Here is a 19,886-nt window from a genome sequence, read left to right as displayed (position 1 = left end):
TCAATGATCCTTTTTGCGCTGGCTGCGGCCACGCAGCCAAAACACGACGAAAATGGCCACCATGAAGACAGCGGCAATAATAGCGGCAAGAATGGTCGACACGCGGCCGACCGCCAGCATCACGGTTGGCAAATAGTAGGCGGCGATGCCGAACAGCAGCAGCACCCAGAGTGCGCCGATCGCCGCATTGCGCGTGTCACGATCCATCACGCGGCCCGGACACGGCGGGGATTCGTCAACTTCGTTACCATGCCATGGAACTCCTGGGATCAGTGATAGTGGCGATGATGCGGAGCCGCATCATGCACATGGTCGTGCTCGCCATCATGCTTATCATCGGCGCAATGGCCGAATTCCGGTTCTACGGTGGCGTGGGCAATGCCATGCGCGGCAAGCCGCTTCTTGATGGCGCTGACCGCTTGGTGGGCATCGACGCCATCGTTGAGGCAAGCATGCAAGGTCGCCATGTTGCTTGACCCGTCAAGCGACCAGACATGCATGTGATGCACCTCGCGCACGCCGTTCACCGTCCCTTCTATGTCCCTGGCGATCAGGTCGCGATCGAGGCTCGCCGGCACGCCTTCGAGCAGGACATGGGCTGCTTCGCGCATCAACGACCAGGCGGTGGACAGGATCAGCAGCGAGACAAGGACGGACAGGATCGGATCGATAGGCGTCCAGCCGGTCGCCAGGATGATCAGCGCAGCGATGATCGCCGCCGCCGAGCCAAGCAGATCGCCGAGCACGTGCAGGATGGCACCGCGCATGTTCAGGCTGTCGCGGTCGCCGCCATGCAGCACGAAGAAGCAGCCGATATTGACCAGCAGACCGGCGATCGCGACGACCAGCATCGGCCCGCCGAGCACGGGCGCAGGCGTCAGCATGCGTTCCCAGGCCTCATAGATGATCCACAGCGCAATGGCGAAGATGGCGATGCCGTTGGTATAGGCGACCAGCGTCTTGACCCGGCCGAAACCGTAGGTGAGGCGAACCGTGGCCGGCCGGCCGGCCAGATGAAAAGCATACCAGGCAAGCCCGAGCGCGATACAGTCGGCGAGCATGTGGCCGGCATCCGCCAGAAGCGCCAGCGATCCCGTCAAGAGACCGCCAAGCGCCTCTACGATCATGAAGCCGGCGGTCAGGCAGGCGGCGATCAGCACGCGTTTCTTGTCGGTCGAGCCGTGCACATGACCGGCGCCGTGGCTGTGACCATCCCCTTGCGAACCATGCGCCATCTGCGAACTCCTGTCAGAGCTGATCCATCCCAGCAGAATCGGGAGGGAGGCTCTGTGTTCTTGTTTGACCATGATCTTTGCCCGAAAACTCGGCCTTCACTTTTCGGGATCGTGGTCCCGGATCATGGTCAGGCGCCGAACTCGGCGCGGAAATTCTCGAGCCGTCGCTTCTGCCGGCCGTCGCCATCGAAATTGCCCGGATCGAGCCATGCCTCATAGGCTCTGCGCAGTGCCGGCCACTCCTTGTCGATGATCGAGTACCACGCGGTATCGCGGTTTTCGCCCTTGACCACAAGATGCTGGCGGAAAATGCCCTCGAACTTGAAGCCGAAACGCTCCGCCGCGCGCTTCGACGGCTCGTTGCGGTTGTTGCATTTCCATTCGTAGCGGCGATAGCCAAGCTCGTCGAAGATGTATTTCATGAACAGGAATTGCGCTTCCGTCGCCGCCGGCTTGCGCGAGATCAGCGGACCCCAATAGATGTTGCCGATCTCGATGACGCCATAGGCAGGGTCGATGCGCATCAGCGTCTGGCGTCCGGCGACCTTGCCGCTGGCCTTGTCGATGACGGTGAAGAACAGTGGGTCCTCGCTGGCTTCGGCCTTGTCCAGCCACGGCTGGAAGGCGGCGCGGGTCTGCGGCGGATAATCGGGCAGCCAAGCGAAGCGGCCGTCGACATCAGGCACCGACGACGCGTCAAACAGGCCGTCGCCATGATTTTCGGAACTCAGCGGCTCAAGCCTGACAGTGCGCCCCTCCAGCACCTTGCGCTCCGGCCGCGGGCGCGGTTGCCAATTCTTGAGATTTTCCGACACCCAAAGCTCCAATCCGTTTGACTTTTGCGAAAGGACGCTCACAAAAACGCTCGCTCGGTGAAAGAACCACAGGGACGGGAAAAATGCTCCACACGATTTCGGCCTTCGATCGTCTCGGCGAGGAAAACGCCTTTGCGGTGCTGGCTCGTGCCACCGCGCTCGCCCATCAGGGCCGCGATATCGTCAATCTCGGCATCGGCCAGCCCGACTTCAAGACGCCGCAGCACATCGTCGAGGCCGCGATCAAGGCGCTGCGTGACGGCCATCACGGCTATACGCCGGCCAACGGCCTGCTGGCGACACGCGAGGCGGTGGTGCGCCGCACGCTGACCACAACCGGTGTGGAGGTGTCGCCCGAGGCGGTGATGATCCTGCCCGGCGGCAAGCCGACCATGTTCGCCGCTATCCTGATGTTCGGCGAACCGGGCGCCGAGATCCTCTATCCCGATCCCGGCTTTCCCATCTATCGCTCGATGATCGAGTTCACCGGTGCTGCTCCGATACCGGTGCCGATGCGCGAGGAGAACGGCTTTGCCTTCTCGGCGCAGGAGACGCTGGCGCTCATCACGCCGAAGACCAGGCTGCTCATCCTCAACTCGCCGGCCAACCCGACCGGCGGGGTCACCCCGCGCGCCGAGATCGAGAAGCTGGTCAAGGGGCTGGAAGCGCACCCGGACGTCGCCATCCTCTCCGACGAGATCTACGACGTGATGACCTATGACGGCGAGACGCACTTCTCGCTGCTCAATTTCCCCGAAATCCGCGACCGACTGATCGTGCTCAACGGCTGGTCGAAGACCTGGGCGATGACCGGCTGGCGCATGGGCTGGTCGATCTGGCCGAACGGCGACAAGGGCGCCCACCTCTACGACAAGGTGCGCAAGCTGGCGGTCAATTGCTGGTCCTGCGTCAATGCGCCGAGCCAGTATGCCGGCATCGCGGCCATCGACGGTCCGCAGGACGACGTCGACAAGATGATGCGCGCCTTCGACCGCCGCAGGAATGTCGTGGTCGAAGGGCTGAACGCTTTGCCGGGCGTTTCCTGCATCACGCCGAAAGGCGCGTTCTATGCCTTCCCCAATGTCTCAAAAACCGGCTGGAAGGCCAAGAAGCTCGCCTCGGCTTTGCTTGAGGATGCCGGCGTGGCGCTGATCGGCGGACCTGATTTCGGCGTTCTCGGTGAAGGCTATATCAGGCTGTCCTACGCCAATTCCGAAGAGAACATCCTGCGCGCGCTGGAACGGATCAAGGCGTTTCTGGGCAAGTGAGGGCGGGTACGCGACCGACGAAAGGAGATGTCAGATGTTCTATGCCATCCTTGCCTATCACGTGGAAGAAGTGGTCACGGCGCTGACGCCGGAGGAGGACGCGGCGCTGATGGCCGACCTGCTCAATATCCACGAACGGCTTTACCGGGATGGCAGCCTCGGCCCGGCCGCGCGGCTCGGGGCGACCCAAGACGCGTGCACCTTGCGCGGGCCGGGCGCCGGAATTGTCATTGACGGACCCTTCGCCGAGACCAAGGAGCAATTGTTGGGACTATACGTCGTCGACTGCGCCACGCGCGACGCCGCGATCGCGATTGCGCGCGACTTTCGCCGTGTCAATCCGACCGCCGTCTACGAAATCCGCCCTATTTCGCTATATCTTCCAGGCGTGCCGCTTTCGGTGACGCAGTCCTAAAGCGCATCGCGTTTGAAGGATGCGACGCGCTTTAGTTCTTGTTTTATGCATGTCGTTATCGCAAAACCGCTGCGCCCTTTTGCGCGACATGCATTAGCCAAAATTGAACGCCGTCCGCCCGGGTCCTCCCGGCGTTCGCCGGCCTTTCATCGTGCCAGTGGCACGATGAATTCGCTGACGCGAACCGGCCGCTCACCCTCGCCCGACATACGGCATCTTCGTCGCCATCACGGTCATGAACAGCACGTTGGCGTCGAGCGGCAGGCTGGCCATATGGAGGACGGCATTGGCGACCTGCTGGACATCCATCACCGCTTCGGCGGCGATGGAGCCATTGGCTTGCGGTACTCCGACCGTCATCGCCTGCGCCATGTCGGTCAAGGCGTTGCCGATGTCGATCTGGCCGCAGGCGATGTCATAAGGCCGGCCGTCCAGGGCCAGCGTCTTGGTCAGCCCGGTAATGGCGTGCTTGGTCGCGGTGTAGGGCACTGAACCCGGACGCGGTGCGTAGGCAGACACCGAGCCGTTGTTGATGATGCGGCCGCCCATCGGCTGTTGCCTGCGCATGGCGCCGAAGGCGGCGCGGGCGCACAGGAACGAGCCGGTGAGATTGACCCCGACAATTTCGTTCCACACCTCGACGGGGATCTCGTCGATCAATGTCGACTTGTAGCCCGTGCCGGCATTGTTGAAGAGCAGGTCGACACGACCGAAAGCCGCCGCCACCGTCTCGAACAGATCGTCGACCTGGTCGGCCTTGCTGATGTCGCAGGCGACCGCCAGCGCCTTGGCTTGTGTCGATCCGGCCTCAGCGATTGCCTTGTTCAGCACCGGCTTGCGGCGTCCGCAGAGCACCGTATTCCAGCCGGCCCTGAGCAGCGCCGTTGCGACGGCTTTGCCGATGCCCGTGCCGGCGCCAGTGACGATGGCCGTTTTGTAGTCTGTCATAACTGTCCTCCTATAGCGCCGCATGCCCGCGAGGACGCTATAGCACCATGATTTTGAGCAATTTTGAATTTGCGCATGATCGCCTGCAAAAATCGATTCCGATTTCGGCTCATGCGCTAACCGGCTCTGACGAAAAGGGCGGCCATTGGCGGCCGCCCTGATCTGAACCGGCTGGGAGGAGGAAAGCCGATCCGACTGCTTAAAATCATGCGCTTCCTGGGTAAACGAGAGATTAACGCGAAAGCACGCCGGATTGCCGCTCTCCGCGGCCCTGAAGCCTACCAGCGCGAATTGACGGTTGCCTTGCCCGATCCCGGCACCTCTGGCGCCGGCACTTTTGCCGCCGACACCGTCGCCTCGACATGGTCGAGCAGTGCATCGGGCAAGCTGAGGCGGCCGGCGAGCAGATCGAGATAGCCGCGTTCGGCACGTGTATTCGGATCGATGGCGAGGCGCGAGGCGGTGTAGAGCTCGAGCTTCTGGGCGTCGGTTTGGGCGCCGGCGACCAGCGTATCCAGGTCGAGCGGCCTTTCCAGTTCCGACAACAGGAATTTCTCCGCGTCGGCGTCGATGCCCGCGAGGCTGAGCTTGCCGGCGATCTTTTGCCGTTCGTCGTCGTCGATATGGCCGTCGGCCTTCGCCGCCGAAATCATCGCGCGCACCAGCGTCAGCGTGAATTCGTCCTCGCCTTGCGGGGCCTGCGAGGGATGAAAGCTGGTGTCGGCGGGCGGCGGCAGCAATTCCGGTTCACCGGCAACTTGCGTTTCAGCCGGCGCCTTGCCGTTCTTGTAGTTCTGGTAGGCCTTGTAGGCGAGGCCGCCGACCACGGCCAGGCCGCCGAGCTTCACCGCAGTGCCGGCGACCTGACGGCCAGCGCCGGTTCCGAGCAGCACCGCGGCCAGCGCGCCAGCGGCCAGCGGATTGTCCTTGGCCATCTGCACCGCCTGACCCCCTTTGTCGCGCACGGTCGACCCGGTTCCGGGAATTTGCGAGCCGAGCAGATCGTTGAGGAGCTTCTTGGGATCGAACATCAATGCCTCCAGAATTGGCCGGCCGAAAGCGCCGGGCAGGTTTTCGGACGTTGAACAGGTAGGCCCCGCATATGGACATTACAATGACGGATGGGCGCTTTGCCGGTGATGGCACAAACGAGATGATGTCAGGATCTGCCTTGTCCAACGCGTTGGGCCGAAAATCGGAATCGATTTTCGGAAGGCACGATTTATGGATTCAAAATGTTAGAGCGTACTTTGTGCGTCCAAGCGGACGCACGTCGCTTTAACGTCCGATGTGCGGAGCCCTGCCTTGCGCTTGCGCCAGCTCGACCTGGCGTTGACGCTCGGCGTAGCGGGCGCGATCCTCGTCGGAACGGGCATCGTAGCAATGCGGGCATGAGATACCGGCGGCGTATGTCGACGACAGCAGGTCCTGCCCGGTCAGCGGATGCCGGCAGGCGCGGCAAAGTTCGGCCTCACCCTCCATCAAGCCGTGCGACACCGAGACGCGTTCGTCGAAGACGAAGCACTCGCCCTGCCAGAGGCTTTGCTCGGCAGGCACCTCTTCGAGATATTTCAGGATACCGCCCTTGAGATGGAACACATCCTCGAAGCCGAGCGACTTCACATAGGCCGTTGCCTTCTCGCAGCGTATGCCGCCGGTGCAGAACATGGCCACCTTGCGGCCGACGAGCTCGGCCCGATGCTGCTCGACCCAGGCCGGGAATTCGCGAAAGCTCGTTGTCGCGGGGTCGACCGCTCCCTTGAACGTACCGATCGATACTTCGTAGGCGTTGCGCGTGTCGATGACGATCGTGTCCACATCCGATATCAGCGCGTTCCAGTCGGCCGGTGCGACATAGGTGCCGGCGCTTGCCGCCGGATCGAGATCCCCAACACCCATGGTGACGATCTCGCGCTTCAGCCGCACCTTCATGCGGTGAAACGGCATCTGCGCGGCGCTGCTGTACTTGACCTCGAGACCGGCGAGACCTTCGATGGATTCGAGATGATCGATGAGCGCGGCTATGTCAGCTTCGCTGCCGGCGACCGTGCCGTTGATGCCCTCATGCGCCAGCAGCAGCGTGCCCTTGATACCGCGTCCGCAGCAAAAGGCGGCGAGCGGCGCGCGCAACGCCTCGAAGTCGTCGAGCCGGGCAAACCTGTAGAGCGCGGCAACGCGCAGGGGTTGATTGGGCAGTGTCATCGCCGAAGCCACTAATCGCTCATGAAAGCCGATACAAGGCCGGCGCGCGGAGCAGCTTCTCCTTTGGTGGCCTTTGACGGCCGGTCTGACGGACTTGCCGGCAGCGCGTGACATCGCGACACGCCTCGCTTCGTGGACAGAAAACCGGCCTTCTGCTAACCGATTGAACGGATCAATACCGGAGAGACGACAAATGCCCAGCAAGACCGAAAAGCTCCTGTCGCTCCTCAACGGCCAACCGGTTATCCCGGTGCTGAAGATCGCCAATCTCGCCGATGCCGTGCCGCTGGCGCGCGCGCTGGCGCGCGGCGGCCTGCCGGCGATCGAGATCACGCTGCGGACCGCTGATGCGCTCAAGGCGATCCGGCTCGTGGCAAGCGAGGTCGAGGACGCCATCGTCGGCGCCGGCACCATTCTGGACATCAGCCAGTTCGACGCGGCGGCGGCAGCCGGATCGAAGTTCATCGTCAGCCCCGGCATCACCCGCGAGCTTCTGGCGGCGGCGAAGGACAGCGATGTTCCGTTGCTGCCCGGCGCCATCACGCCCGGTGAGATCATGGCCGCCCGCGAGGCAGGCCTGCGCTTCCTGAAATTCTTCCCGGCAGAACAGTCGGGCGGCATCGCCTCGCTCAAGGCATTCGCCTCGCCGCTCGCCGATGTCCAATTCTGCCCGACCGGCGGCATCACCGACAAGAACGCCAGCGACTATCTGAGCTTGCCCAACGTCATCTGCGTCGGCGGCTCCTGGGTGGCGCCGGACGATTTGGTCAAGGCCGGCAAATGGGACGAAATCGAAGCCCTGGCGCGCGCCGCGAGCAAGCTAGGGCGATAGAGACAACTCTCACCCCAAGCAGACCAATGCATGCCCGCGCACAAGGATGCCGCGGTTCTGGCATAACGACATGCATAAAAAAAAGCCGCGCGGGTTACCGGCGCGGCTTTTTTTATTGGTTGGTCGATCCGCTACTCGGTCCTGAAGCGGGCGACCGACAGGAACTTGACGGCTTTGCCGGTGAACCGGTTGGCATCGGCCAACTGATCGTCCGCCTGGAAGCCCACGGTATAGACTTCGGTTGGGGGCGTGTGCACGATATTGTAGGCGTAGCGCTGCGCCGTCGTCGCGCTGGAGACGGTGGCGACATTCTCGCCGCTGTTCAACGCCCAGCGCGCCGCCGTCGGCTCGGCGGCGACTACCACGGACTTGGGACCAGGCTTCAGGTCACGGGCGGTTGCCCTGGCTGCCTTGCGGGTGGTCTTCACACCCGTGCCGATCGCCGCAGCCGGATCGGAGCCAGCCGGGCGGGCAAAGACAGCCTCACGCGGCGATGCGGCATTGCCCTTCGCCAGCTCACCGAGGACTGCGCTTGGCTGGGAGAGCGAAGCGACCTGGTATTCGTCGGTTGCGCTGACCCGTTCGAGGACGGCTTTGACCGCGTCAGACTGGACTGCGGCAGACTGGACCTGGTCAGGCTGGGCCAATTCGGGCTGGGCCAGATCGGGCCGAGCCGACGGCAGCACCGAGAACACATCGGTAGCGGTCTTGCCGTGCCCGGCGGTATCCGCCAGCGCCAGAAGCACAGCCTTGTCCTGCGGCGCAAGGTCGGCCGCTGCAAGGTCGGCCGGCAACGAGTGATTGGGGCGCCAGGTCGGCAACGGAATGTTGTTGGCGGCAACCTGCGCCGCATCGGCGACAACGGACGGTTCGGTCATGCCGAAGGGAGCGTTCGCCGGCGCTTGCGCGGTCGTCACCGCCTGTTCGGTGGTGGCGGTGGCATCCGCCACGTCGAACGGAACGTTTTCGGGCGGCTGAGCGACATCGGCCTTCGGCCGCGGGGCGAAATCGGGCAGCGGCACGCTGCGCGCCGGCAGCGCCGCGATGATCGTTTCCGGCGTGTCCTCCTCCGGTTCCGGAGCAGGCGCATCGGCGATTTGCGGTATCTCGGCGCGCTTCGCATCCTCAGGCGACACGATGGCAATGCCCGGAAGCTTGCTGTTCCTGGCGGCCGGCGCCGGCTTGGCATTCGCCAGCTTCACGCTCGCCGCCTTCACATTGGTTGACTTCGGCGTTGGCGCGGCCACCACATCGGCGCTGTCATCGGCCTCGTCTTCACCGCCGCCGAAGAAAGCCGCCAGCAGACCGCCGGATCTTTTGGCACCGCCACCTGCGCTGGCCATTTCGATGGCGGGAGCGCCGGCGCCCTTGCGCGCCTTGTACGAGGCGAGCGCCTGTGAATAGCCGGGCAACGGCTTGCCGTCGCTCGGCACATGCAGCGTCTTGCCGTTGGGGAACACGCGCGCCAGTTCCTGGCGGCTGATGCCAGGCCAGTGCCGCACATTGCCGACATCCATGTGGACAAAGGGCGAGCCGGACCTCGGATAATAACCGACGCCGCCACCCTGCATCCGCAGACCGATGTCGCGCAGTTTCTTCAGCGGCACGCCGGGAATGTAGAAGTCCATGGCCTTGCCGAGCGTATGCTGGCTTTTCTTGGCAACGCCCCTGCTGCGGCTGCGCAGCATCGAGTTCGTCGACGACGAGCGATAACCGCACACGACCTGGATATAGTCGCGGGCGCCGCTCTGCCGGTAAGCCTCCCAGACCAGGTCGAGCAGGCGCGGATCCATCTTGGTCGGCTCGTTGCGGCGCCAGTCGCGCAGGATGACGTTGATCTTTTTCAGACCCGCCTGATCGTAACGGCCGCCGCGCTTGAAGACGATCTCCGCCTTCTCTTTGGTGTGCAGGTTGTAGAGTTTCAGCGAACGTGTCTGGGCGCTGGCGCCGGTCGCAGCCGCTGCAAGGAAGCCAAAGGCGAGAATCACCGCTGCCAGCCATCTCGGCCAGGCGCTCATGTGATAGTGCCGCCCGTTTGTGTGTCGTTCGACTTTGTTCAAATCAAAAGGCCTTGCAGGCTGCCGTTTGTCCCCGGATTTGACCAACGGATGCGGTGGTGTTCACATCCGAATATCGATCCTAATGGTTAATCATCGCTTATTGAAGCCGAAATGCGGTAACACCGTGGCGATATCCCGTCAAAAATATTGCACGGGGTTTCTTGGTAAACTGCTGGTTTAGATCATGTTTCTGGCTTTGCCTGAACACGATCTGTTACCAGACGCCTCAATGCGTGAATACTGCCGGCAAGCGCGTCGCCCGACCGCGTCACGCCCGATTCGCGACTGTCGATTGTCCTGATGCCAGGTTGGCAAGCTGGTCCGGGCTTGCCTGTCAGGACGCAAGCCGGTCGATACGGCCCGTTTCCGGATCGATGCCATATTCCTTGAGCTTCCTGTAGAGCGTCGAGCGGCCGATGCCGAGGCGGCGGGCAACTTCGCTCATCTGGCCGCTATAATGGTCGATGGCGAGCTTGATCATTTCGAGTTCGACATCGGCCAGCGCCCGCACATTGCCGCGTTCGTCCAGCGCCCGCAGCGTGCCGAAGCGGGGCTGCTGCCAGGCAGGCGGATCGAGCTCGGTCACAGCGATGCCATTATTGGCGCCCTCGCCCAGCGGCTCGGTGACCAAAGGCAACGCGGGCAACCAGTCATGCGCATCGAGGTTGACGGTGCCCTCGACCTGCGCCCGGATCTGCGGAAACTCCTCCTCGGTCAGCACATCGCCTTCACAAAGCACCGAGGCCCGGAAGACGGCGTTTTCCAGCTGGCGGATGTTTCCCGGCCAGTCATAGGCCTGCAGCATGGCGAGCGCCGCAGCCGAAATGCCGTGCAGGCGATGACGTGGACCGCTGGGCGCGACCTTCTCCAGAAAATGCTCGACCAAATACGGAATGTCGTCGCGACGATCGCGCAGCGGCGGCACGAAGATCGGATAGACGTTCAGGCGGTAGAACAGATCCTCGCGGAACTTGCCGTCCTTGACCTGCTGCAGAAGATTGCGGTGTGTCGCCGAGATCAGCCTGATGTCGACCCTGACGGTCGAACGCCCGCCGACCGGATCGACCTCACCGTCCTGCACGGCGCGCAGCAGCTTGACCTGCACGTCGAGCGGCAGGTCGCCGATCTCGTCGAGGAAGAGCGTGCCCGAATGCGCCTCGACGAACTTGCCGGTGTGTTTTTCGGTGGCGCCGGTGAACGAGCCCTTCTCGTGGCCGAACAGGATCGATTCGACCAGATTGTCGGGGATGGCGCCGCAATTGACGGTGACGAACGGTTTTGAGCGGCGATCGCCGCTGCCCTGGATGGCGCGCGCCACCAACTCCTTGCCGACACCGGATTCGCCCTCGATAAGGATCGGGATGTTTGACGCGGCCGCCTTCTGGCCGAGACGGATCACCCGGTCCATTGCCGGGCTGTGCGTGATCATGTCCTTGAAGGTCAGATGGCCGCCGCGCCGCCGCGACGTGCGCTTCACTTCCCCCTCGACCGCCTCGACTTTGAGCGCGTTGCCGATCGATGCCTGCAGCCTGTCGGGAGATGCCGGCTTGACGACGAAATCGAAAGCACCGTGACGCATGGCCGAAACGACGGTTTCGATGCCGCCCTGGGCGGTTTGTACGATGACCGGGACCTGGATGCCGCGCTCACGCATCGCCTTCAGCACGCCGATGCCGTCGAGGCCCGGCATGACGAGGTCGAGGATGACCACCGACACGTCGCGCGCCTTGGGCCCGTCGAGCGCATCGAGACCGGCCTCGCCGCCATCCGTGATGATCGCGCTGTGGCCGAATTTCGTCACCGCCGCCTCGAGCAGCCTGCGCTGCACGGGATCGTCATCGACTATGAGTATGGAACCTGTCATGACTGGTTCAACGATGCTCGCCCAATATGCCCACCCCACTGTGCCCACCCAATGGGGAACCCTATGGATCATCCTGGCACAGGGTTCTAAATAAGATTTCAAAAAACCCGGTGAACGAATTGCTTAGGATTTGACCGGCTTTCTCATCCCCTTGATTCTTTGGCCCTTTGACAAACTGGAAAGTGTCGGCAATGAGCATGGTTTTTAGTCGGCAGCTTGCGGCGGCGGCGTCCGGTCAGGGCGCGGCGGAGCTCGGTGATCTGCCGGAATGGGATCTCGCCGATCTCTATTCGGGCATGGGCGCTCCCGAGCTGAAACGCGACATTTCAAAGGCGATCGCCGATGCCATCAGCTTCGAGAGCCGCTGGAAAGGCACGCTCGCCGCCGAGGCGGAGCGTGCCGACAGCGGCAGGCTGGGCGAGGCGCTTGCCGCCTATGAGGCGCTGGAGGAACTGATTGGCCGGATCGTCTCCTATGCCGGACTGATCTACGCCGGCAACACCGCGGATCCGCAGCGCGCCAAGCTCTATGGCGACATTCAGGAGAAGATGACCGACGCCAGCGCGCATCTTCTGTTTTTCGCGCTCGAACTGAATCTTGTCGACGATGCCGCGATCGAAACCGCGCTTGCTGCCGATCCCGCCTTCGCTCACTACCGGCCGTGGGTGCTTGATCTGCGCATGGACAAACCCTACCAGCTCGAAGACCGGGTCGAGCAGCTTCTCCACGAGAAGTCGATTACCGGACGCGGCGCCTGGAACCGCTTGTTCGACGAGACGATGACCGACCTGCGCTTCGACATCGATGGCGAAGAGCTGACCCTGGAGCCGGCGCTGAACCGCCTCCAGCACGCCGATGGCGAGGTGCGCCGCCGGGCTTCTGAAGCGCTGGCCGCAACCTTCCGCAAGAATCTGCGCATTTTCACGCTGATCACCAACACGCTGGCCAAGGACAAGGAGATTTCCGACCGCTGGCGCGGCTTCGCCGACATTGCCGATTCGCGTCATCTCGCCAACCGCGTCGAGCGCAGCGTGGTGGATGCGCTGGCCTCAGCCGTTCGTGACGCTTACCCGCGCCTGTCACACCGCTACTACGCGATGAAGGCGCGCTGGCTCGGCATGGAAGTGATGAACCACTGGGACCGCAACGCGCCGTTGCCGGAGACCCCGCAAGCGATCATCGGCTGGGACGAGGCGAAGAACACGGTGCTTTCCGCCTATCAGCGCTTTTCACCTGACATGGCCGAGATTGCCCGGGTTTTCTTCGACCGCAACTGGATCGACGCGCCGGTAAGGCCTGGCAAGTCGCCGGGCGCCTTCGCGCATCCGACCGTGCCGTCGGCGCATCCCTATGTCCTGCTCAACTACATGGGCAAGCCGCGCGACGTGATGACGCTGGCGCATGAGCTTGGCCACGGCGTGCATCAGGTGCTCGCCGCAAGCCAGGGCGCGCTGATGGCCTCGACGCCGCTGACACTGGCCGAGACGGCGTCCGTCTTCGGCGAGATGCTGACGTTCCGCTCGCTGCTGGACCAGACCACCGACAAGCGCGAGCGCAAGGCCATGCTTGCCCAGAAGGTCGAGGACATGATCAACACGGTCGTGCGCCAGATCGCTTTCTACGAGTTCGAGCGCAAGGTGCATGCCGAGCGCAAAAACGGCGAGTTGACATCGGACAGGCTCGGCCAGTTCTGGCTGGAGGTGCAGGCGGAAAGCCTCGGGCCGGCGATCAAGCTGCGCGAGGGTTACGAGGTCTTCTGGAGCTATATTCCACACTTCATCCATTCGCCTTTCTACGTCTACGCCTATGCGTTCGGCGACTGCCTGGTGAATTCGCTCTATGCGGTCTATCAGAATGCAGAGCGTGGCTTTCAGGACAAATATTTTGCCATGCTGCGCGCCGGCGGCACCAAGCATCATTCCGAGCTCCTGGCTCCCTTCGGTCTTGATGCCACCGATCCTGCTTTCTGGCAGATCGGACTTGGCGTGATCGGCGGGCTGATCGACGAGCTCGAAGCTTTGGACAATTGACGCACAGCGCTGAACAGCCGGGTTCGACAGAACAGTTTAGCCGCAGTGCATATTGAGGGCCGTTCTATTCTTGCGCTAAATACCTGTTCTTAAATAACTCTCCGTGGAATTTTTCCGTTAGCTTTCCGGAAGCTGTATGATAGCGTCCCGCCTCAAGCTCAGTCGGCGCGGCCAAATCTTCGGCCGGTCACGGCGCTTCGACGATTGCGACAGCGCCGTTGGCCATGGCAGGAAAACCGGTCGCCGACAGCGCGATTTAAGCCGGCTGTTCCACGAGCAGCGGAGCCACCATTGAATGGTCCTTGTGCCAAGGTCCCAGGCCACGGCAGATGGATCGGACTGGAGAGAGACAATGGGCACTTTTTTCTACATGCTCCTGGCGTTCCTGGTAGGTGTGTTGGCTGGCTGGTTCATCTGGGGACGCCCGCGTGGCGATCTCGACAGCCTGCGCGGTGACATGGACCGCACCCGCAGCGAGCGCGACAGGCTGCGCGCCGACTCCGACCGCCTGACCCGTGAGCTGGAAGTATGCCGCGGCGCCCGCGCCGACCTGGAGCGCCAGTTGGGCGAGGCGCAAGGCACCAAGACCGGTGCGACAAAGGCAGCAATCCCGGCGCCGCCGGCGTTGATGGCGACATCCGCGCCGGCCAACACGACGCCCGCCAAGACGACGCCCGCTAAGGCGACGCCGGCCAAGACCGGGCCGGCAACGTCCGGGCCAGCAAAGACCACGTCCAAGAAACCGGCGGCCGGGAAGGCGGCAGCCGCGCCGAAGGCCAGTGCATCGAAAGCGAGTCCGTCGCAGGCAAGTGCGCCAAAACCTCCCGCATCGAAAACCAGTGCTGCACCAAAGAGCGCTGCGCCAGCGGCAAAGAAAGCCGCGACAACAAAGGCGGCGGTGGGCAAAGCCAGCAATCTGCGCCGCCTGATCGGCATCGGTCCGGCCAACGAGCGATTGCTCCACGGGCTCGGAGTGACGACCTATGCGCAAATCGCCGCCTGGACGGCCGCCGACGTCAAGCGGATCGAGGAGACGTTGAACTTCGACGGCCGCATCGAGCGTGAGCGCTGGATCGAGCAGGCGAAACTGCTTGCCGCCGGCGATGAGGAGGAATTCGCGCGCCGCTTCCCGACCGCGGGGACCGGGAGCAACACCTGAATTGCCTGCCGGCATCGAGCACATAAGGGACCGGCGACGCCCGCGAGGTGCCGCCGGTTTGCTTTTGCATCAAGCTGCGTTTGCGTCTTGAGACGCCGGTCTCTCGATTGCGCGCGATCGAGCCGCCATATAGAGCGATAGCTGGCGTCATCGATCGCAGCATCCGAGTCCCATGCCCCTGCCCTCTGCAATTTTTCGAAATGACGAGCGCGCACATCAGCTCGTCTTCGACCAGCCGGCCGACATCATCGTGGCGCATGAGGCAGAGGATTTCCTGCCGGCGCTGGACATTGCGCAGGCCGCGCATGACGCCGGCAAATGGCTGGCCGGCTATTTCTCCTACGAGGCCGGCTACCTGCTCGAGCCGAAGCTCGTTCCGCTGCTGCCGGGCGGACGCCGCGCCCCGCTTGTCTGCCTGGGGATCTTCGACGCGCCTGTCGAACAGCCGGTCGTGCCCGGCAACGCGCCGTCGACCAACGGCCCGATCTTCAACGCCAGGGCCGCCTGGACTTCGGAAGACTACGCAAAACGCTTTGCGCGGCTCCACAATCACATTCGCAAGGGTGATTGCTATCAGGGCAATCTGACCTTTCCGGTTCATGCACAGTGGTCGGGCGATCCGCTGGCCGCCTTCGATGCGCTAACGGAGCGCCAGCCGGTGAAATACGGCGCGCTGATCGCGCTCGGCGATCCGGTCGTCTTGTCGCGTTCGCCGGAACTGTTCTTCGAGATCGACGCCGCAGGCATGATCGAGACGCATCCGATGAAGGGCACCGCCCCGCGCGGCGCGACCAAGGCGGAGGACAAGCGGCTGAAGACGTTCTTGCTCAATGACGAGAAGAACCAGGCTGAGAACCGGATGATCGTCGATCTCCTGCGCAACGACATTTCGCTGATCAGCGAAGTCGGCACGCTGGAGGTGCCGGAGCTTTTCCGCATCGAGAGCTACCCGACCGTCCACCAGATGGTGAGCCGCGTGCGGGCCAAGCTGTTGCCCGACCTCAGCATCCGTCGGATATTCGCTGCGCTGTTTCCATGCGGATCGATCACCGGCGCCCCGAAAATCCGCGCCATGGAAATCCTGCACGATCTGGAAGCCACGCCTCGCGACGTCTATTGCGGCGCCATCGGCTGGATCGCGCCCGGCGGCACGATGCGCTTTTCGGTGGCGATCCGCACCATATCGCTCTTTTCCGGCGGCGAGGCCGTCTACAATGTCGGCGGCGGCGTCGTCTTCGATTCGACGGCCGAGGAGGAGTATCAGGAGTGCCTGCTGAAAGCGCGCTACGCGACGGGAACACCCCCGATTTCGAGCTGATCGAAACCATGCGCTGGCAGCCGGGCCAGGGCTTCCTCCGTTTCGACCGCCATTTGGCACGCCTTTATGGCTCGGCGGCAGAACTGGGTTTTGCCTGCGATCCGCAGAAGGTCGGCGAGATGCTCAAGAACGCCGTCGACCGGCCGGACATAGCCTTGCGCACACGCCTGGTCCTGTCGCGCAGCGGCAAGGTGACGGTCTCGGCGCTGCCTTATGAGCCGCACGCAGCCGACAAGATCTGGAGGCTGCAACTGGCGCGGGTGCGGCTTCAATCAAGCGACACGCTGCTGCGCCACAAGACGAGCCGCCGGGACATCTATCAGCGGGCGCGCGCCGAATTTTTGATCAGCCGGGCCGACGAGGTTCTGCTGGCCAACGAGCGTGGCGAAATCTGCGAGGGCACGATCACCAATCTGTTTGCCGATTTCGGCGATGGCGTGCTGGCAACGCCGCGGCTCGATTGCGGCCTGCTGCCTGGCGTCCTGCGCGGCGAATTGCTGGATGAAGGCCGCGCCCGCGAAGCAATCTACAGCCTGGATGATCTGAAGTCGGCCAAAGCGCTGTTCGTCGGCAATTCACTGCGCGGACTGATCCCGGCACGGCTTGGCTGAAATTCAACCGAAAAGGCACCGGCATGGTTCCCCTGCGAGTTGGAGAAGATGCGTCCGGCCCGAGACGGAATGGGCCGGACGCGCGGCAGCCGCTTGGGAGGAGCGACTATTCGCCTTCGTGGGTCTGACCGGAGCCGCCGACGGAAACGATGTTGAAGGGCTTGCCTTCGACGGCAATGTCGCCGGTTTTCTCGAACGACGTCGCGTCAACGACATGCAGCACGCCTTGCAGTGGGTCAGTGACCACGATCTTGTCGCCGGCGACCGCGACACGCGGCCTCGGATCGCTCCAGTGACCGTCCATCGAATAGGGGTCGGTCAGCTTGAGCGAGTTTGCGATCTCTCCCTTCACCACGTCGAGCCGGTGAAGCTGCCCGTCCTCGGTGAAGACATAGGCGAACTTCGGACGAACGGGGTCGACCGCGAAATGCACGCGGCGGGTCGGAAGGCTGATCAGCCGGAATGCGTCGCTCTCGATCGTCGGATCGATCAGCACCACCTTGTCGTCGCCGTAGTTGCCGAGGAAATATTGCAGGCCTCTGCCGCCGATCAGCGTCGTCGTTTTGCCATCCGGCAGGTTTTCGGCATAGGGCAGATGACGGATCGCCGGGCTGCCGTCGCCATGGCTGACGACAAGCAGGCCGGTCGCACAGGCGAAAGCCAGGACGTTGCCGGAAGACGCCTCGCCGTGGAGGTCCGGGCAGGCGTGGATGCGGTCGATCGGCGCGCCGGCTTTGTCAGCGACCCTGATGCCGACCGGGAGTTCGTCCGGCTTCTCCCGGTTCGGCTCCGACAGCAGGACATGGGAGCCATAGGCGACTGCGACGCCATGCTGCGGCGCGTCGGTCTTCACTTCCCTGAAATCCGGCTTGCCTTCCAGGACCGACTTCTCGGAGATGATGCGCACGACACCCTCGCCGTCGAAAAAACGGCGAAGTCTCCGTCATGCTCGACGAAATGCGACGGCTTCTTGCCCGTGATCTCGACGCCGGCAAGCTTTGGCGCTTCGACGTCGATGTCGCCGTGCTCGCCGTGGTCCTCGAAGGAAATGCCGCTCGCGATCCCGGCAACGACGCCGGCCGAGCCCTGCACGGCAAACACGGTCCTGCCGCTTTCGCTGCGATGGAGCGACGCCGGCCCTTTGATCTCGAACGTGTCGAGCTTTTCGCCATCGATCGCATCGATTACGGTCACCTTCGGGTCCGCGTGATCCGAGATGAAGAGGCGCCATGCGGTCACCTCCTCGGCATGGGCAGCACTTGTTGATAGGGACACAAGCAGCGCGATGGCCGTGGCTGACGCCCAATTTGTCTTCACGGTATCCTCCTTGAATGTTATTACATAACTCGTTGTGATCGACGAAGAGGCGGATTGCTCCGCCTTTCCATCACAGGGCTGGCGGTCAGCTCCCGAGGATCGCGCCTTTGATCGTCGTGATGTTGTGCCGCATCATCTCGAGATAGGTCGCAGCCGGACCGTTCTTATCCGACAGGGCGTCGGAGTAGAGCTCACCGCCGACTTTCAGGCCCGTCTCGCTGGCGATCTGCTCGATCAGGCGCGGATTGGTGACGTTCTCCACGAAGATTGCCGAAGCCTTGTCTTGCCTGATCTGTTTGATCAGGGCAGCGACGTCGGAGGCTGACGCCTCGGATTCGGTGGAGACGCCCTCCGGTGCCAGGAATTTTATGCCGTATTCGTGTTCGAAATAGCCATAGGCGTCGTGGGAGGTGATGATCGTGCGCTTGTCCTCGGGGATCTCAGCTACGGTAGCCTTGATCTCCGCTTCCAGTGCCTCGAGCTGCTGGCCGTATGATTCGGCATTGGCCCGATAAGTGTCACAGCCGGCTGCATCGGCGGCACAGAAGGCGTCGGCGATGTTCTTCACATAGAGTTCGGCATTGTGCACCGACTGCCATGCATGGGGATCGGACTCGCCGTGATGATGGTGCCCTTCCTCATGGCCCTCTTCCGCCGCGGCGTGTTTTTCCCCGCCCTCGGCGGCTTGATCCTGATCGTGGTGACCTTCTTCCTCGGCGTTGCGCAACACCTCGCCGCCTTTGGTCAATTCCACGATCGGCGCCTTGGTGGCGCTCGCCTCGACGAGACGCTGGAGGAAACCCTCGAACTGGAGGCCGTTGACCAGCACCACGTCGGCCGAACCGACGGTTGCCGCGTCGGCCGGTTTCGGTTCGTAGACATGGGCGTCGCCATTCGGCCCGACCAGCGTGATGATGTCGACACGATCGCCGCCGACATTCTTGGCGAAATCGGCGATGATCGAGAAACTGGCGACAACCCTGAGGTTCTCGGCAGCGGCCACCGACGGAGCGATTGGCATCGATGTTAAAGCGCCTATCACGGCGGCGAGTTTTAGCGTCCTGGACATTCGATCGACTCCTTTGTTCAAGCGGTTCTGTGGCAGATGCGCCGGGACGCGTGAGCAGCCGCGCGTCCCGGCAGAGATAGAAGGGAATGTGGATCGTGACCCGCTGACAATGATCGCCGGGCCGTGCGATCCCATCGCGGCGCGCTGTTGTGGCCCAGCGTCAGGCCTTGAAGCATCAGGTCTTGAAAGATCACACAGGCAGCCTTTCGTTCGATCTCCGCGGGAGCCTTCAAAGTCGGCCCCGCTCTTGACGATCCGTTATGTTATGTTATCACGCTCGTCAATCCAAAATGTTATACTATAACTGACGCCCGCCATTGTGCTCAAAACTGCCTGGAATACGAGGGAACAGCGGATGCCTGGACGCAACCAGCAGCTGGTACTCGACGCGCTGACGCGCTCCGAGAGGCCGATGGGGGCCTATGAACTGCTTGGACTTCTTCGCCAGGAAGGGCTCCGCTCACCGCTACAGATCTATCGCGCTCTGGATCGGCTCGTCGAGCAGGGCCTGGTTCACCGGATCGAGAGCCTGAGCGCGTTTGCGCTCTGCGTCCACAGCGAATGCGGCACCCATGGCCGCGCCGCCTTTGCAATCTGCGCGAATTGCGGGCGGGCAAGTGAGGTTCATGACCCGGCATTGGAGCGGGTGCTGCGCCGGATTGCCCGACGGCAGGGCTTCCAAACCAACTCGGCCACGGTGGAGCTTTCGGGTCTATGCGAGGCTTGCGCGCATTGAACAGACG

The 19,886-nt window shown here is 63.0% G+C and carries 19 protein-coding genes; 8 read left to right on the top strand and 11 right to left on the bottom strand.

All coding sequences use genetic code 11. The annotated features are described in order from the left end of the window. The 3 genes from AC0L2A_RS16655 to AC0L2A_RS16645 all read right to left on the bottom strand — a co-directional run bounded on the left by AC0L2A_RS16655 (position 1) and on the right by AC0L2A_RS16645 (position 2,050). Positions 1-207, bottom strand: coding sequence for a hypothetical protein (locus tag AC0L2A_RS16655; RefSeq protein ID WP_027153224.1), 207 nt, complete (start codon positions 205-207; stop codon positions 1-3). 62 nt (positions 208-269) lie between these two features. After that, a complete protein-coding gene (locus AC0L2A_RS16650) occupies positions 270-1,235 on the bottom strand; it encodes a cation diffusion facilitator family transporter (RefSeq protein ID WP_473609694.1) in 966 nt (321 codons plus the stop codon). A 128-nt stretch (positions 1,236-1,363) separates the two neighbouring features. Continuing rightward, entirely contained in the window at positions 1,364-2,050 is a 687-nt protein-coding gene (locus tag AC0L2A_RS16645) for a GNAT family N-acetyltransferase (RefSeq protein WP_473609692.1), read from the bottom strand. Positions 2,051-2,133: 83 nt separating this feature from the next. Here AC0L2A_RS16645 and AC0L2A_RS16640 point away from each other — a divergent pair, with 83 nt between their 5' ends. After that, positions 2,134-3,318 carry a pyridoxal phosphate-dependent aminotransferase gene (locus tag AC0L2A_RS16640; protein ID WP_287074593.1) on the top strand — a complete coding sequence of 395 codons (1,185 nt, stop codon included), beginning with the start codon at positions 2,134-2,136 and terminating at the stop codon, positions 3,316-3,318. 34 nt (positions 3,319-3,352) lie between these two features. Beyond that, positions 3,353-3,733: a YciI family protein gene (locus tag AC0L2A_RS16635; protein WP_091594853.1), complete on the top strand. Its 381-nt coding sequence runs from the start codon at positions 3,353-3,355 to the stop codon at positions 3,731-3,733. Positions 3,734-3,925: 192 nt separating this feature from the next. On the opposite strand, the gene AC0L2A_RS16630 is transcribed toward AC0L2A_RS16635, so the two are convergent. The 3 genes from AC0L2A_RS16630 to trhO all read right to left on the bottom strand — a co-directional run bounded on the left by AC0L2A_RS16630 (position 3,926) and on the right by trhO (position 6,883). Continuing rightward, positions 3,926-4,681 carry an SDR family oxidoreductase gene (locus tag AC0L2A_RS16630; protein WP_473609691.1) on the bottom strand — a complete coding sequence of 252 codons (756 nt, stop codon included), beginning with the start codon at positions 4,679-4,681 and terminating at the stop codon, positions 3,926-3,928. 278 nt (positions 4,682-4,959) lie between these two features. After that, positions 4,960-5,712 carry a tellurite resistance TerB family protein gene (locus AC0L2A_RS16625; protein WP_473508137.1) on the bottom strand — a complete coding sequence of 251 codons (753 nt, stop codon included), beginning with the start codon at positions 5,710-5,712 and terminating at the stop codon, positions 4,960-4,962. A gap of 247 nt (positions 5,713-5,959) precedes the next feature. Next, positions 5,960-6,883, bottom strand: a complete 924-nt coding sequence (gene trhO, locus AC0L2A_RS16620; RefSeq protein ID WP_473609690.1) for an oxygen-dependent tRNA uridine(34) hydroxylase TrhO — start codon at positions 6,881-6,883, stop codon at positions 5,960-5,962. Between the two features lie 193 nt (positions 6,884-7,076). Between trhO and AC0L2A_RS16615 the strand changes: the two genes are divergently transcribed. Next, a complete protein-coding gene (locus AC0L2A_RS16615; RefSeq protein WP_473491086.1) occupies positions 7,077-7,715 on the top strand; it encodes a 2-dehydro-3-deoxy-phosphogluconate aldolase in 639 nt (212 codons plus the stop codon). Between the two features lie 131 nt (positions 7,716-7,846). Here AC0L2A_RS16615 and mepK read toward each other — a convergent pair whose 3' ends face one another. Beyond that, entirely contained in the window at positions 7,847-9,733 is a 1,887-nt protein-coding gene (gene mepK, locus AC0L2A_RS16610; protein ID WP_473609689.1) for a peptidoglycan L,D-endopeptidase MepK, read from the bottom strand. Between the two features lie 376 nt (positions 9,734-10,109). Further along, the gene (locus tag AC0L2A_RS16605; RefSeq protein ID WP_473609687.1) at positions 10,110-11,639 is read right to left on the bottom strand and encodes a sigma-54-dependent transcriptional regulator; all 1,530 of its coding nucleotides are present in this window, start codon (positions 11,637-11,639) and stop codon (positions 10,110-10,112) included. A gap of 191 nt (positions 11,640-11,830) precedes the next feature. Between AC0L2A_RS16605 and AC0L2A_RS16600 the strand changes: the two genes are divergently transcribed. The 4 genes from AC0L2A_RS16600 (at position 11,831) to AC0L2A_RS16585 (ending at position 16,757) form a co-directional block, all read left to right on the top strand. Continuing rightward, entirely contained in the window at positions 11,831-13,669 is a 1,839-nt protein-coding gene (locus AC0L2A_RS16600) for a M3 family oligoendopeptidase (RefSeq protein WP_473609686.1), read from the top strand. 352 nt (positions 13,670-14,021) lie between these two features. Next, complete coding sequence (locus AC0L2A_RS16595; RefSeq protein ID WP_473609685.1) at positions 14,022-14,828, top strand: proton-conducting membrane transporter; 807 nt, start codon at positions 14,022-14,024, stop codon at positions 14,826-14,828. Between the two features lie 172 nt (positions 14,829-15,000). Then, positions 15,001-16,146 carry an aminodeoxychorismate synthase component I gene (locus AC0L2A_RS16590; RefSeq protein ID WP_473531580.1) on the top strand — a complete coding sequence of 382 codons (1,146 nt, stop codon included), beginning with the start codon at positions 15,001-15,003 and terminating at the stop codon, positions 16,144-16,146. After that, entirely contained in the window at positions 16,095-16,757 is a 663-nt protein-coding gene (locus AC0L2A_RS16585; protein WP_473609683.1) for an aminotransferase class IV family protein, read from the top strand. Before AC0L2A_RS16590 ends, AC0L2A_RS16585 begins: the two co-directional genes overlap by 52 nt. A gap of 106 nt (positions 16,758-16,863) precedes the next feature. On the opposite strand, the gene AC0L2A_RS16580 is transcribed toward AC0L2A_RS16585, so the two are convergent. The 3 genes from AC0L2A_RS16580 to aztC form a co-directional block, all read right to left on the bottom strand. Next, positions 16,864-17,664 (bottom strand): hypothetical protein, encoded by an 801-nt coding sequence (locus tag AC0L2A_RS16580; RefSeq protein WP_473609682.1) that lies wholly within the window; start codon positions 17,662-17,664, stop codon positions 16,864-16,866. After that, positions 17,607-18,074 (bottom strand): hypothetical protein, encoded by a 468-nt coding sequence (locus AC0L2A_RS16575; RefSeq protein ID WP_473609680.1) that lies wholly within the window; start codon positions 18,072-18,074, stop codon positions 17,607-17,609. The genes AC0L2A_RS16580 and AC0L2A_RS16575 overlap by 58 nt, the downstream gene beginning before the upstream one ends. 85 nt (positions 18,075-18,159) lie before the next feature. Continuing rightward, positions 18,160-19,143 carry a zinc ABC transporter substrate-binding protein AztC gene (gene aztC, locus AC0L2A_RS16570; protein ID WP_473609679.1) on the bottom strand — a complete coding sequence of 328 codons (984 nt, stop codon included), beginning with the start codon at positions 19,141-19,143 and terminating at the stop codon, positions 18,160-18,162. Positions 19,144-19,498: 355 nt separating this feature from the next. Between aztC and AC0L2A_RS16565 the strand changes: the two genes are divergently transcribed. Beyond that, the gene (locus tag AC0L2A_RS16565) at positions 19,499-19,879 is read left to right on the top strand and encodes a Fur family transcriptional regulator (RefSeq protein WP_128183636.1); all 381 of its coding nucleotides are present in this window, start codon (positions 19,499-19,501) and stop codon (positions 19,877-19,879) included. The last annotated feature ends 7 nt before the right edge of the window (positions 19,880-19,886 follow it).

The organism is Mesorhizobium sp. WSM4844, from assembly GCF_055811775.1.
This window is presented reverse-complemented; position numbering and strand designations above follow the sequence as displayed.

Excerpts from the sequence above, each read along its gene's own strand:
- AC0L2A_RS16630 (WP_473609691.1), bottom strand. The coding sequence starts at position 4,681 with ATGACAGACTACAAAACGGCCATCGTCACTGGCGCCGGCACGGGCATC.
- trhO (WP_473609690.1), bottom strand. The coding sequence starts at position 6,883 with ATGACACTGCCCAATCAACCCCTGCGCGTTGCCGCGCTCTACAGGTTT.
- AC0L2A_RS16605 (WP_473609687.1), bottom strand. The coding sequence starts at position 11,639 with ATGACAGGTTCCATACTCATAGTCGATGACGATCCCGTGCAGCGCAGG.
- AC0L2A_RS16625 (WP_473508137.1), bottom strand. The coding sequence starts at position 5,712 with ATGTTCGATCCCAAGAAGCTCCTCAACGATCTGCTCGGCTCGCAAATT.
- AC0L2A_RS16615 (WP_473491086.1), top strand. The coding sequence starts at position 7,077 with ATGCCCAGCAAGACCGAAAAGCTCCTGTCGCTCCTCAACGGCCAACCG.
- AC0L2A_RS16655 (WP_027153224.1), bottom strand. The coding sequence starts at position 207 with ATGGATCGTGACACGCGCAATGCGGCGATCGGCGCACTCTGGGTGCTG.
- AC0L2A_RS16595 (WP_473609685.1), top strand. The coding sequence starts at position 14,022 with ATGGGCACTTTTTTCTACATGCTCCTGGCGTTCCTGGTAGGTGTGTTG.
- AC0L2A_RS16565 (WP_128183636.1), top strand. The coding sequence starts at position 19,499 with ATGCCTGGACGCAACCAGCAGCTGGTACTCGACGCGCTGACGCGCTCC.
- AC0L2A_RS16635 (WP_091594853.1), top strand. The coding sequence starts at position 3,353 with ATGTTCTATGCCATCCTTGCCTATCACGTGGAAGAAGTGGTCACGGCG.
- AC0L2A_RS16650 (WP_473609694.1), bottom strand. The coding sequence starts at position 1,235 with ATGGCGCATGGTTCGCAAGGGGATGGTCACAGCCACGGCGCCGGTCAT.
- aztC (WP_473609679.1), bottom strand. The coding sequence starts at position 19,143 with ATGTCCAGGACGCTAAAACTCGCCGCCGTGATAGGCGCTTTAACATCG.
- mepK (WP_473609689.1), bottom strand. The coding sequence starts at position 9,733 with ATGAGCGCCTGGCCGAGATGGCTGGCAGCGGTGATTCTCGCCTTTGGC.
- AC0L2A_RS16590 (WP_473531580.1), top strand. The coding sequence starts at position 15,001 with ATGCCCCTGCCCTCTGCAATTTTTCGAAATGACGAGCGCGCACATCAG.
- AC0L2A_RS16600 (WP_473609686.1), top strand. The coding sequence starts at position 11,831 with ATGAGCATGGTTTTTAGTCGGCAGCTTGCGGCGGCGGCGTCCGGTCAG.
- AC0L2A_RS16640 (WP_287074593.1), top strand. The coding sequence starts at position 2,134 with ATGCTCCACACGATTTCGGCCTTCGATCGTCTCGGCGAGGAAAACGCC.